Origin of the sequence: Ureibacillus aquaedulcis, assembly GCF_030418165.1 — a bacterium.
Classification (GTDB): domain Bacteria; phylum Bacillota; class Bacilli; order Bacillales_A; family Planococcaceae; genus Ureibacillus; species Ureibacillus aquaedulcis.
This window is the reverse complement of record NZ_JAUHTQ010000002.1, coordinates 231,377-244,768: the sequence shown is the minus strand read 5'-3', so window position 1 is coordinate 244,768 and position 13,392 is coordinate 231,377. Positions and strand designations below refer to the sequence as shown.

12 protein-coding genes are annotated in these 13,392 nt (G+C 37.5%); 7 read left to right on the top strand and 5 right to left on the bottom strand.

Features of this window, described 5'->3' with window-relative positions; translation table 11 throughout:
• Nucleotides 1-33: 33 nt before the first annotated feature.
• Both QYB95_RS03805 and QYB95_RS03800 read left to right on the top strand, forming a co-directional pair.
• A complete protein-coding gene (locus QYB95_RS03805) occupies nucleotides 34-324 on the top strand; it encodes a DUF1033 family protein (protein WP_301136798.1) in 291 nt (96 codons plus the stop codon).
• Between the two features lie 237 nt (nucleotides 325-561).
• A complete protein-coding gene (locus tag QYB95_RS03800; RefSeq protein ID WP_036179813.1) occupies nucleotides 562-762 on the top strand; it encodes a cold-shock protein in 201 nt (66 codons plus the stop codon).
• 228 nt (nucleotides 763-990) lie between these two features.
• On the opposite strand, the gene QYB95_RS03795 is transcribed toward QYB95_RS03800, so the two are convergent.
• A complete protein-coding gene (locus QYB95_RS03795; protein ID WP_301136792.1) occupies nucleotides 991-2,595 on the bottom strand; it encodes an ABC-F family ATP-binding cassette domain-containing protein in 1,605 nt (534 codons plus the stop codon).
• A gap of 217 nt (nucleotides 2,596-2,812) precedes the next feature.
• On the opposite strand from QYB95_RS03795, the gene recQ reads away from it, so the two are divergent.
• Nucleotides 2,813-4,573: a DNA helicase RecQ gene (recQ, locus tag QYB95_RS03790; protein ID WP_301136791.1), complete on the top strand. Its 1,761-nt coding sequence runs from the start codon at nucleotides 2,813-2,815 to the stop codon at nucleotides 4,571-4,573.
• Nucleotides 4,574-4,686: 113 nt separating this feature from the next.
• On the opposite strand, the gene msrA is transcribed toward recQ, so the two are convergent.
• Nucleotides 4,687-5,202 (bottom strand): peptide-methionine (S)-S-oxide reductase MsrA, encoded by a 516-nt coding sequence (gene msrA / locus QYB95_RS03785; protein ID WP_301136789.1) that lies wholly within the window; start codon nucleotides 5,200-5,202, stop codon nucleotides 4,687-4,689.
• 188 nt (nucleotides 5,203-5,390) lie between these two features.
• On the opposite strand from msrA, the gene QYB95_RS03780 reads away from it, so the two are divergent.
• Nucleotides 5,391-6,344 (top strand): LCP family protein, encoded by a 954-nt coding sequence (locus tag QYB95_RS03780; RefSeq protein ID WP_301136787.1) that lies wholly within the window; start codon nucleotides 5,391-5,393, stop codon nucleotides 6,342-6,344.
• Between the two features lie 134 nt (nucleotides 6,345-6,478).
• On the top strand, nucleotides 6,479-7,705 hold the full coding sequence (locus QYB95_RS03775; protein ID WP_301136786.1) for an AI-2E family transporter: 1,227 nt from the start codon (nucleotides 6,479-6,481) through the stop codon (nucleotides 7,703-7,705).
• A 131-nt stretch (nucleotides 7,706-7,836) separates the two neighbouring features.
• Here QYB95_RS03775 and QYB95_RS03770 read toward each other — a convergent pair whose 3' ends face one another.
• Entirely contained in the window at nucleotides 7,837-9,003 is a 1,167-nt protein-coding gene (locus QYB95_RS03770) for an aminotransferase class I/II-fold pyridoxal phosphate-dependent enzyme (protein ID WP_301136784.1), read from the bottom strand.
• A 202-nt stretch (nucleotides 9,004-9,205) separates the two neighbouring features.
• Between QYB95_RS03770 and QYB95_RS03765 the strand changes: the two genes are divergently transcribed.
• A complete protein-coding gene (locus tag QYB95_RS03765; RefSeq protein ID WP_301136782.1) occupies nucleotides 9,206-10,015 on the top strand; it encodes an ATP-binding protein in 810 nt (269 codons plus the stop codon).
• 55 nt (nucleotides 10,016-10,070) lie between these two features.
• Here the strand turns inward: QYB95_RS03765 and QYB95_RS03760 are convergent, their stop codons facing one another.
• On the bottom strand, nucleotides 10,071-10,865 hold the full coding sequence (locus QYB95_RS03760; protein ID WP_301136781.1) for an enoyl-CoA hydratase/isomerase family protein: 795 nt from the start codon (nucleotides 10,863-10,865) through the stop codon (nucleotides 10,071-10,073).
• Between the two features lie 277 nt (nucleotides 10,866-11,142).
• On the opposite strand from QYB95_RS03760, the gene QYB95_RS03755 reads away from it, so the two are divergent.
• Nucleotides 11,143-12,021, top strand: coding sequence for a tyrosine-type recombinase/integrase (locus QYB95_RS03755; RefSeq protein WP_301136780.1), 879 nt, complete (start codon nucleotides 11,143-11,145; stop codon nucleotides 12,019-12,021).
• Nucleotides 12,022-12,087: 66 nt separating this feature from the next.
• On the opposite strand, the gene QYB95_RS03750 is transcribed toward QYB95_RS03755, so the two are convergent.
• Nucleotides 12,088-13,116 carry a PTS sugar transporter subunit IIC gene (locus QYB95_RS03750; protein ID WP_301136779.1) on the bottom strand — a complete coding sequence of 343 codons (1,029 nt, stop codon included), beginning with the start codon at nucleotides 13,114-13,116 and terminating at the stop codon, nucleotides 12,088-12,090.
• Between the last annotated feature and the right edge of the window lie 276 nt (nucleotides 13,117-13,392).

Sequence of the window (13,392 nt, the reverse complement as noted above, 5' to 3'; positions counted from 1 at the left end):
ATACATAATAGCAGAAGGAAAGGATCGAAATGTGTGTACCAAATTATATATATGAAAGCAGATTACGAACCATGGTGGAAGTTTGAAGGCTGGGAATCAAATATCGTAAGTACAGAAGAATTCGAAACTGAAGAAGAGCTGCAAAAAAAACTGCAAGAAACTTTAATCGATTTTCGTAAAAAATTTGAACATGAAGCATCGAAAGAGGATAAATACTACGCCTTTTGGACGGAAGACGAACGGGAGTATTGTGAGGCATGTGAGGATGATATCCAAATATTTCATGGGATAATTATCGATAACTTGATTGATAATAAAAATTGAGTAGTCAATTAACAGAAATAAGCGAAAATTAGAAAAAAGATGAATATTGCATTTGACAAACTGTCATAAGATGGTATAATTTAAATAACAATAATATTGCTTGGCCGGGTACAAATTGATTCACATATTACAAAGAGTGATCGGTGTAAAGTCGGTACTCTTTGTAATATGTGAATTTTTATTACGGTAAAACAATCACATATTGTTAATATTTATATTTTTTGGAGGTTTTCTTAAATGAAACAAGGTACAGTAAAATGGTTTAACTCAGAAAAAGGTTTTGGATTCATCGAGGTTGAAGGTGAAAACGACGTATTCGTACACTTCTCAGCTATTCAAGGTGAAGGTTTCAAAACACTTGACGAAGGTCAAAAAGTGGAATTCGAGGTTGTTGATGGAAACCGCGGACCACAAGCTGCTAACGTTGTAAAACTTTAATTAGTACTAATTCAACTAAAAACGTTAATCGGAGACATCCCTATGAAGAGGGATGTCTCTTTTAATTTGTTTGAACCATTTAACCTTAAAACTGAGGGTGCCTGTGTTTTTATTTATTTAAAATAGATACCATCGTAATGTTAGTTACTTATAATAATATTATGTTAACTAAGAGAAGCGGATAAAAAAATCCGCAAACCTTAAAGTTTACGGATTGAACAAAACGCATTACTTAATTCCTTGAGCTTCTTTCCATTCCAGGAACTCATCGTATGTTAGTTGTTTATCAAGAATTGAACCGTCTTCTTGAATTTCAATAACACGGTTTGCAATTGTTTGAATAAATTGGTGGTCATGTGATGTGAAAATCATTGCACCTTTAAAGCGGATTAACCCTTCATTTAGCGCTTGAATTGATTCTAGGTCCAAATGGTTTGTAGGCTCATCTAATAATAATACGTTGGAATTGGAAAGCATCATCTTAGATAACATACAGCGAACTTTTTCTCCACCGGATAGTACAGAAGGGGATTTCTTCACTTCTTCACCTGAGAATAACATACGCCCCAAGAAACCACGCAAGAAGCTTTCTGTTTCATCTTCAGGCGAATATTGACGAAGCCATTCAACTAATGATTTTTCTGATCCCGTGAAGTATTTATCATGATCATTTTCGAAATAACTTTGAGAAGTTGTTACGCCCCATTTAAATGAACCGCTATCTGCTTGGCGTTGTTCTGTTAAAATGTCCATTAAAGCAGTTTTGGCTAAAGGACTTCCAAGTAAAACGATTTTATCTTCTTTATTCATCATAAAGCGGATATCTTTAAATAACACTTCACCTTCCTGTGAAGCAGACAAGCCATCAACAGTCAATACGTCATTTCCGATTTCACGGCCAACCTGGAAATTAATGAATGGATACTTACGGCTTGAAGGTTTGATATCTTCCAATTCGATTTTATCCAGCATTTTTTTACGAGATGTAGCTTGGCTTGATTTCGATGCATTAGCAGAGAAACGAGCAACGAACGCTTGCAGCTCTTTAATTTTCTCTTCTTTTTTCTTGTTTTGGTCTTGTGCCATTTTAAGAGCTAATTGACTTGATTCATACCAGAAATCATAGTTCCCAACGTAAATCTGTATTTTAGAGAAGTCCAGATCCGCAATATGCGTACACACTTTGTTTAGGAAGTGACGGTCATGGGATACAACAATTACAGTGTTTTCAAAGTTGATTAAAAATTCTTCCAGCCATTTGATGGCTTGTAAATCTAAGTGGTTGGTAGGCTCATCGAGTAATAGCACGTCAGGTTTACCAAATAGGGCTTGAGCTAATAAGACTTTTACTTTGTCAGAACCTTCTAGATCTGCCATCTGTGCGTAGTGAAGCTCGTCACCAATCCCTAAACCGTTAAGTAATGTTGCAGCTTCAGATTCTGCTTCCCAGCCGTTTAAATCCGCAAATTCACCTTCTAATTCTGCAGCACGCATACCGTCTTCATCAGAGAACTCTTCCTTCATGTAAATTGCGTCTTTTTCGGCTTTCACTTCCCAAAGACGTTTGTTCCCCATAACAACCGTATCAAGTACGTTAAACTCATCGTATTCAAAGTGGTTTTGTTTTAAAACGGATAAACGTTCATCTTTCCCCATTGATACGTGACCTTCTTGAGGCTCGATATCTCCTGATAGGATTTTCAGGAAAGTTGATTTTCCGGCACCATTCGCACCGATAAGTCCATAACAGTTCCCCGGTGTGAATTTAATATTTACGTCTTCAAATAGTTTGCGATCGCCATAACGAAGACCTACATTGCTAACTTGAATCATGTAAGCTCCTCCTTTTATATTCAGTTATTGAAATTGTTTCAAAAATCTCTTTTGTACACAATGTTTCTATTATAGCATGGAGAGTATACAAAAGCTACAAATCACTGGCATCACCCAAGGGTTTAATGACAGATGCAGAAATTCATTTGGTTCCCTCTTTTTTCTTTTTCCATATTTCTAGTATAATAAGGGAACTACTTAATTAGAGAGGTAGATTATGATACAGCAAGCACAGCAAATTTTAAAACAATATTTTGGATATGATAGTTTCCGCTCCGGCCAACAGCAGGTAATTGAAAATGTGCTAAATGGTCATGATACCCTATGCGTTATGCCGACCGGCGGGGGAAAATCTCTTTGCTACCAGGTACCTGCATTATGTATGGAGGGAACGACAGTTGTGATTTCTCCCCTTATTTCCTTGATGAAGGATCAAGTGGATCTTCTTCATTCGAATGGGATTCAAGCGGCATATATTAATAGTTCGTTAACTTATAGTCAAATAAACGAAACAATGGAACAGGTGAGAGCAGGCTTCGTCAAGCTCTTATATATTGCACCTGAACGACTGGAAAATGAACTTTTTCGTAGGGAGCTTGCGCAATTGAATGTTCCTTTGATTGCTATTGATGAAGCGCACTGTATTTCCCAATGGGGGCATGATTTCAGACCAAGTTATCGTACGATTGCTTCGCTTGTTTCACTTTGGGCAAAAAAGCCGACTGTAATCGCTTTAACCGCAACGGCAACACCTACTGTAAGCCACGATATTTGCTCTTTATTACATATCAGTGAACAAGATAGCTTTATAACGGGTTTTTCAAGGGAAAATCTTTCATTTAAAGTACTGATCGGAGAAAACAGGGAGCAGTACATCAAAAAATATGTAAGAAACAACGCAAATGAAGTGGGGATTATTTATGCTGCTACCAGAAAATCGGTTGAAGCAGTTTATGAGCTATTATTAAAAAGTGGCGTACGCGTCGCAAAATACCATGGCGGAATGGGAGAAGGCGAAAGAACACAAGAACAAAATCGCTTCTTGCAAGATGAAGTGCAGGTCATGGTAGCAACGAATGCCTTTGGAATGGGTATAAATAAGACGAATGTACGTTTTGTTATTCACTACCAAATGCCACGCAACATGGAAAGCTATTATCAGGAAGCAGGAAGGGCAGGCCGGGATGGATTACCAAGTGAATGTATCCTGCTTTATAGCTCCTCGGACGAACAAACCCAGCGTTTTCTAATTGATCAGGCTCAGGACCGCTCAAGAATTCCCCTTGAACTTGAAAAACTACAAAGTATGGTCGATTATTGTCATACTGAAAATTGTTTGCAATCCTATATAGTACAATACTTTGGCGAATCTCGAATTTCATCATGCCAGCAATGCAGCAATTGTATAGACGAGAGGCCCAAGATGGATGTGACAGAGGATGCCCAGAAGGTATTATCCTGCGTTGTACGCATGGGGCAAAAATTTGGGAAAACGATTACTGCGCAAGTCTTGGCTGGCTCCCGAAATAAAAAGATTGAAGGTTTTAAGCATTTATCTACATTTGGCATCTTAAAATCCATGAATGCAAAGGAGATTTCAAGTTTTATTGAATTTTTAATCTCGGAGAAAGTGTTATTGGTCCAACCTGGTCAATTTCCCACAATCTATATTTCCGATGAGGGAAAGGCTGTTCTTTTAGGAAAAAGGAAAGTATTACGCCGCACGAAGCCTACAGTAACGACCGTCAAGCAGGATAATCCTTTGTTCGAACATCTACGTGCTGTTCGCAAAAGTTTAGCTGAAAAAGAAGGGGTTCCTCCTTTTGTTGTCTTTTCAGATAAGACTTTAAAGGATATGTGCGACAAAAAACCGACCGACGAAGAGCTGTTCCTGGAAGTAAGCGGAGTCGGGCAAAATAAGCTGGAACGTTATGGTTCGGTCTTCCTTGCAGCAATTAAAGATTTCACTTTACGCTAATAGCGCGATATTTTTCATATAGCCATCAAATTATAAAAGGCGACAAAATCCAACGATGGATTTGTCGCCTTTTGTACTATTATCTTATTGCCCATGAAATGATTGGACTGCGATTATTTCCAATGAGCGCTAATAAACTCATCTCGCCCGGATTTTTCACGGTCTTCCTTGTAATGAGCTTCCTCTTTTTTATAGTAGTCTTGATGGTAATCTTCTGCTTCATAGAATGTACTGGCTTCCAAGATTTGAGTTACAATCGGTTTTTTAAAGCGGCTGCTTTCGGCCAATTGCTGTTTAGAATTTTCCGCAATGTGTTGTTGTTCTTCTGTATGATAGAAAATGGCCGTTTTATAGGATTCTCCGCGATCATGGAATTGCCCGCCATCATCTGTAGGATCAATCTGCATCCAATAGATTTCCAATAACTTTTCATATGAGAAAACAGCAGGGTCGAACTCGATTTGAACCACTTCAAGATGCCCCGTATTGCCTTTCTTTACTTGTTCATATGTAGGGTTTTCTATTACTCCGCCCATATAGCCGGAAGTTACTTTATGTATTCCATCCCATTCTACGAAAGGTTTTACCATACACCAGAAACATCCACCTGCAAATGTTGCTTTTTCCATATTTTTACGCCTCCAATGCTTAAAATAAATAGTATTGTATCATGATATAGGTATTGAAACAAATTATTATGATTATTTTATTGGTTATTTCAAGCTTCTTGTCTGTATGCGTAGTATAATAATGGAAAAATGAACCTTTCTATCATTCCAATCGTCTGGTAATTGAATTATCAAAGGGGAGATTTAAGATGGAAGAACATCCACTAGAAGAAAAAAGACAGACTCGGCACAAAAAACGCAAATTAAGAAAGGGAAGACTGTTTTTTACTCTGTTCATCCTCTTGCTTATAGGGATCTGCATTTACACTTACTTCCAATACCAAAGTGGGCTAAAACTTGCTTCGGAAACAAAATTGCCCGAGGCGGAATTTGTTGCAGATGAGTCAGGAGAAATAATAAAAAACTACTTAATTATCGGGGTAGATAGTAGAGGGGAAGAGGAGTCAAGGTCGGATACGATGATGCTTCTCTCGTGGAATCAAGATACAAATGATTTGAAACTTGTGTCCTTTATGCGGGACATTTATGCGGATATCCCAGGATATAAATCCTATAAATTAAATACTGCGTACTATTTAGGTGGTGTACAACTGTTGAAAGATACATTAAATTCGATGTTTGATGTCCCAATACATCATTACGCGCTTATCGATTTTAAAAGTTTTGAATCACTAATCGATATTTTGGCGCCTGATGGCATTGACATGGACGTAGAAAAAGATATGTCAGCCTATATCGATGTATCGCTGTCCAAGGGGCAACAACAATTGAATGGGCAGGAGCTTCTTGGATATGCGCGGTTCCGGCATGACGAAGATGGTGACTTTGGTCGTGTACAACGGCAGCAAAAAGTAATTGATGCCTTAAAGGATGAGCTGCTATCGCCGGCAAATTTGAATAATCTGCCTAAATTAATCGGTGCTGCACAAGGATATATTACAACAGACCTAGCAACATCCGAAGAGATTAAAACAGTGCTTTCTCTTGCTGTTGGGGGAAAAGTTGAAATACAAAAAATGACAATTCCCGTTGAAGGGAGCTATAGCTATCAATCCTACACTCATGCCGGGGATGTAATCGAGATAGATCTTGATGCAAATAAACAGAATTTACATGATTTTTTGCAGCTAGAGGGCGAATAACCTTCTATGTATATAGATCCCTATTTAATGGTATAAAAAATTCCAACGTATGGCAGTTGTTACACTTTATGAAAAAACATTCTACATGATAAAATATAACTAGCTATAAATTCAAAGTTTGACGAGGTGGTTTTTTGGAAAGAGAAAAAGGTTATGAGGATCGGTTAACAAGGGAAAGATCATCTTTCTTTCAAACAAGATTTATCCGATTTCTAGGTGGTAAAAATCTCTTATTTTTACTTATTGCATTACTATTAACAGGTTGTATTATTTTTGTATTCGATAAGGTCGATTTTATCTTTTACCCGCTTCAAGTTTTATTTGAAGTAGTCATCCTGCCTGGGGTATTGGCAATAATCGGTTACTACCTGTTAAGACCATTTGTACGCTTGGCGGATAAAAGTGGGAAGGGGAAGGTACCTCGTAGCCTTGTAATTTTAATTCTGTATGTAATCGTGGCAGCACTCCTGACATTGTTATCACTGCTTGTCTATCCATTTTTACGGGATCAGTTTACCAACTTGGTAGAGGAATTCCCGAATTACTTCATGCAGTTCGTTCAATCGACCGTTACTTTCATAAATAATTCAAGTTTTGATGAATTGCTGACAAAATTCAATTTTGATTATGAGAAGATTTTGTCAGATGTCACAGATGATTTAGTTACAACTATGAGGGATACTGTAACAAATGTGGCTTCTTCCGTTGCATCAGGGATTACTGGATTTGTTTCCACTTTGACTGGAATTTTACTTTCCCTTGTGACAGTGCCTTTCATTTTGTTTTATTTGCTTTATGAAGGTGAAAAGTTACCGAGATTTATTTTAAGGATTTTCCCGCCACGGGCGAGAGCAGAAGTAGGACAAGTAATGAAAGAAATGGATAAGCAAGTAAGTTCCTACATACTTGGACAAATTTTAGTATCAATTTGCATCGGTGTCATGATGACCATCGGGTTTTTAATTATCGGCCTGGACTATGCCTTCTTGTTAGGAATACTGGCAATGGTAACAAGTGTGGTTCCTTATTTAGGACCCGTTATTGCCATAACTCCGGCACTTGTAATTGCTATTGTAGACTCTCCATTTATGTTAATCCAATTAATTATTGTTTGGACGATTGTTCAATTGGTTGAAGGGAAGTTTATTACACCAAATATTATGGGTAAATCTCTTTCTGTCCATCCCATTACGATTATTTTCGTATTATTGACATTCGGATCTCTATTTGGGGTTGCGGGGGTCATCCTTGGTATACCCGGCTATGCATTATTGAAGGTACTCGTTAGTCATTTGTTTGGTCTAGTGAAAAGACGATATAATCGCTTTGAGCGTGATATTGATAACAAGTACGATATATAGAATGAACTAACAAAAGGATGTCTCGAATTCATTGAGACATCCTTTATTGTTGGGAAATATGTTCATTACGTGAGTTAAATCAGCTTGTCACGTAAATGCCATGTGTTCGTGGGGAGGGGAGCTATTCATCTTTAGATGGTTAACGTTCTAAGTCGACTTACTGCTTCTTTTAAAAGTTCATCCTTTTGAACAAGAGCTAAACGTACAAAACCTTCGCCTTCCGTGCCAAAGGTAGTTCCTGGCACCATCAGTACACCTGTTTGTTCGATAGCTTTATAGGCAAAGGAGACACTGTCTAAGTTATATGGGTATTTTGCCCATACAAACATTCCACCATTAGACGGCGCCACTTCCCATCCAAGTTCCTGGAGACCCTCCATCAGCGTTGCATGGCGTTGTGCAAAGGTACGGCGCAATGGGGCAGTGATTTCTTCGGCATGATCCAGTGCCAATGCAGCCGTCGTTTGGATCGGATCAAAAATGCCAAAGTCCAAATTGGATTTCAATTGTTTGATAATGGCAACCATCTCGGCATTTCCAGCAATGTAAGCGACTCGTGCTCCTGCCAAGCTAAAGCTTTTCGAAAGAGAATTGATTTCTAGCCCAACTTCTTTTGCGCCTGGTGCTGCCAGGAAGCTGATTGGTGCCTCACCGGAAAAGTAAAATTCGGAATATGCAGCATCATGCAACACAATAATATTATATTTCTTGGCGAATTCCACCACTTCCGAAAAATACTCAATCGATGGTGACATAGGAACTGGATTTCCAGGCATATTTAATAGTAGTAGTTTTGCTTTTTGAGCAATGTCATCCGGAATAGCCTTCAAATTTGGCAGAAAACCATTGCTTTCATCTAATGGTATGTAAAAAGGTGTTGCCCCTGCTAGTGTGATTCCTGCTGCATATGCCACATATCCCGGGTTTGTTGTTAAAACATAATCACCTGGGTCACAAAAGGCAAGGGGGAAGTGGACCAACCCTTCCTGTGATCCAATTGTTTGGACGATTTCAGTTTCTGGATTCAAATTTACCTTGTTTACGCGTAAATAGTATCTAGCGACTGCGGCGTAAAATTCATTTGAACCTGTCAAAGTATAGCCATAAGAAGAGGGCTGCCTACTCAATTCGGACATTGATTGAAGCAACATATCATGTGGAGGGATATCAGGGCTACCTAAACTTAAATCAATCAAGTTAACCCCTAACTTTTCTTCTTGTTGCTTTGCAAAATTTTTTAAACTACTGAAAATAGCAGGTTCGAATAAAAACATTTTCTTTGATGCAATCACATTCAAGGTGGAACACTCCTTTTACTCTATAAAAATATAAATCACATTTTATCATAGTGCTTATGGAAATTGGCTATTAAATCTGAAAAAATGAAATAAATAAAATTTATAGAGCAACATTTATCATTTGAAGTTTTTTCCTCCATTAACATGTACAAAATACAGCAACAATAAAATGTTACTATTTCTACGACAAGGGGTGAATGTGATGATTGTACATTCTCTAAGCGGACCAAGTGGTACCGGAAAAAGTACAAGTGCGATTCAATTTGCATACGAAAATCAAATAGAAGCAATTATAGATGATGGATTATTGATCATACATGGGGAAAAAGTAGCAGGAACATCAGCTAAATTCGAAAAAAATACCATTACAGCAGTACGCCGTGCAATTTTCCAAGAACAGCAGCATCAACTGCAAGTAATGGATGCCCTAAAAGAGCACGAAGTACAGTCAATCCTTATTATTGGTACTTCGGATAAAATGACAAAAAAGATTGCAAAACGGCTTCAGCTTGAACCAATTCAATATTTTCATCATATTGAGCAAATCCGGTCGACAAGAGAAATCTTAATGGCTAAGTTCATCAGAACGACACAAGGAAAACATGTGATGCCTATTCCTTATAAACAGGTCGAACAGAATTTCTTCAAAAGGTTTATCTATAGAGGATTTGATATCTTTTCAAAAAATAAGGTGAAGCTGGGTGAAACTACAATTGTTCAACCAGATTTTCATCAGCAAATAATTGATATTTCAAAAAATGTGTATATTGATTTAATTAAATACCTAATCGGCCAGTATAAGGTGGTTGCAAAAATTGACTCAATTCATTTTGTTATGAAAGATTATAGGCAAATACTCTATTTAACGTTATATCTAAGTCCGCCAGTAAATTACGATGTAGTGGAGAAAATGGGAGGTTTACAGCAGTTAATTTCTGAACAATTCTTGCGCCATTTTGAATTTGAACCCTCTTCGATAGAAATTTATATTAAAGGAATAGCAGAGAAATAATTGAAACTAAGAAAGGCTGCCATAGGTAGGATACTCCTAATGGCAGCCTATTTTACTATTGCTTTCGAGTGAAGTGAGGTTGACGTTTTTCAACAAATGCACGGACACCTTCAGGAAAATCGTCATGATCCACAAATGGTGCAGAAGATTTCCAGAGTACTGGGGCAGAATCCAGACATTCCTGAACAGAACGCTTCACAGCCAGTAATGAAGAAGGGGACATGCCCGCAACAAGCTTACCCATCCGTAAGGCAAATTTATTTAAGTCTTTCTCAGATACCAGATAATTTAGCATACCTGCTTTATGTGCTTCTTCCGCCTTATACATTCGCCCTGTGAAAACAAAATCCTTTGTGGCGGAAGGTCCAACCAGATCAACGAGACGTTTTGCAAATTTATTGTTAAGAGTAATGCCGAGCTTTCCGACAGGAATGCCCATCCGTGCTTTTTCAGAACCTATACGTATGTCACAAGCAAGGGCCAATTCCAGTCCAGCCCCCATGGCAGGTCCGTTTATAACCCCAATAACGGGAATCGGTAATTTTTCAATTGTGGAGATGGTCTTTTCCATATGAACAAAGGCTTCTTCTGCTTCTTTCAATGACATCGAATTGAATTCTTTTATATCGGAACCAGCTGTAAAATTTTCCCCGGAACCTCGTAAAATTAATACCTTGTTCTTAGGGTTTTCAAGAGTTTGTGAAGCGATTTTAGCCAGTTGATTCCACATATTGGCGGTCAACGCATTCTTAAGTTGAGGTCGATGGATCGTTATAATGGCGAGTCCGGCGGTTTCCTGATAAATAATTTTGGCGTCCTCTTCAGGAAGCCTTGTAGTTCGTACTTGCATTAAAACAGCCCCTTTACTTTGTTAGTCACATTATACAATAACTTACGCTATCAATAAATTTTGGAAATTCAAAAGGCCAGCAAAAGACTATCAATTTTGGATAACAAAAATTTAAAGTTAATTGGGAAGATGGCGTGCTAAAAATGGCCCTTATGTTCAACAAATGATTGCATATTATCCGACACTTTGATTATAATAAATATAACCATTCCTCACGCCCCAAAACCAATATAAATCACTGATTAATTACGCATAGTTACCAAGGAGTGTTAATGAGATGGATGAATTGGCAACATTCTATAAAGGCTATTTAGAGAACTTAAGAAAATCGCCCCATACAATCAAGCAGTATAGTATAGATACACAGCAATTCTTGAATTTTATGAGAAACCACCAATTTTCTTTTGATGACAATTTAAGTAATATAGTTAGTGCTTACAATGACTATCTAGAAGACCAATATTCATCAGCAGCGAGTATTAACCGTAAAAGATCCTCATTACTGCACTTTTTATCCTTTCTTGAGCAGCGAAAAATAGTATGCAACATACCAGAGGACTTATTAAAACCAAAAAAACAAATGGGGAACCATTCAATTCAGACTTTATCAAATCATCAAGTTAGGAAGGTGTCGAATTATTGGTTTGAAATTTATCAGAGCGCACAGGATATCGAATATAGATGGATTGCTTTAAGGAATTTTTGTCTAGTGAATCTACTGTTGGAATTGGGGTTGAAACCATCGGAAATTATAGGAATGAAGTGGTCTTCTTTTAATGGAAAGGAAATAACGGTAGTTCAAAATAAAAAAGCAAGAAAATTTTCATTATCGGCGACAATCTTTAATTGGCTCGAACTATATCGCTGTGAAACGGAAGAATTGTTGTCCTCAAGCAAAGAGGCTGGCTATGTTTGGCTAGGTCTTGGCAATAAACAAAATGCTCCTATAACTGTGAAAACGGTTGAACGAATCTTTCAAACAATGTCACATAACCTGGAGTTTAAAATAACGGCTACAGCTGTTAGATATACACTCATTAATACTGAAGTAAAAAAGAACCAAGAGGAACAACTGCACGAATTATATAAACGATATGGCTATTCACGAAAAAGTGTTTTAGTAGAAAGGGTTAAACGATTTAATTCCAGCGAATAATATCAAAATTAGCAGGACATGACGTTATATGTAAAATCCCCTAATCTAAACGATTAGGGGAGCTGGTTATTCATAGTTAACTTTATAGTCTTCGGATTTGACCAATTTCAACTTTGCTTCGAATATTTTTATAAATACTAGATTTAGTAGTATAGGAAGGATTATAAATAGAGTTAATGAAATGATTATACTTTCGAATTGCCATCCAACAAGATCCAGATATTTAAGAGGGCCGACAAATCCTGCTAAACCGAAGCCGGCACTGTATGGAGTTCCTTCAATTTGAAATACACCAGCTAGACCACCCAAGATAGCAGCTGTCAGGATCATCGGTAGGGCAATTTTCGGTTTCATCAGGAAGTTGCGCATTTGAATTTTTGCCGATGCTACATGGGCAAGAGCTGTACCAAAGTTATTTGAACGCAAACTTGCGATACACATTCCGACACCAGATGCACATACCCCCAGGTTTGCTGCACCTGCACCAATTCCCGAAAGCATAATTACCGTGGCAACGCCAATTGTCGAGATTGGGGAGATAATCAGGATCGAGAAAATCATGGCAATCAGTGCTCCCATAAGGATTGGCTGAAGATCTGTCAAATACATAATTCCGTTTCCGATCAATAACGAACTATTCTTGATATAAGGAAGTATAGCAAGTCCAATTAACCCGGGAATGAATATTGTCAACGCTGGCATAGCAAGCAGTGTCCATTCTTTTAATTTAGTTCCCAAAAATTGGACGAATAGAATGGCTAGGGCAGAAGTTAACCCAATATTTATAACGGTTCCGATACCTGACATTGTGATGGTACCATCTTCCAGAACTGTTGTAACGCCACTTCCCATAAATGCTGCTAAACCAACTGAACACATTTGGATTGGCGTAAGTTTAAATTGAATGCCAGCCATTACCCCAATTACTACCGGCAATAAACTCATCACAATAACCGAAGCATTCAATACCGTTTCGAAAAAAGGGAAATAGGGAATTATTAATTTCAATATTTCTCCGACAAGTGCATTTGGAATTAAACAAACAACAATTCCTAAACTCATACCGGTTAATAGCTTACTAAAAAAATCTTTCATTATGAAACAAATCCTCTCTAAGATGTCTTTACTAGGTAACACCATTTTGTAATGTAAAGATTATTATATTAGTTTAGAAGAGTATTGCAATACCAAATTTTCTGACTTTTATATAAATTGATAAGCTAACTCCCTAATAGAGAATGGAAACGTTTTTATAGAGAATATCGATTAATAATTAAAATCAGCTAAATTTCACATTTATATGACTTGTTTGAATGCAATTAAGATTTATTAAAAGTTTTGCCAAACCGCTCTATTGTTGGCGAGTACCGT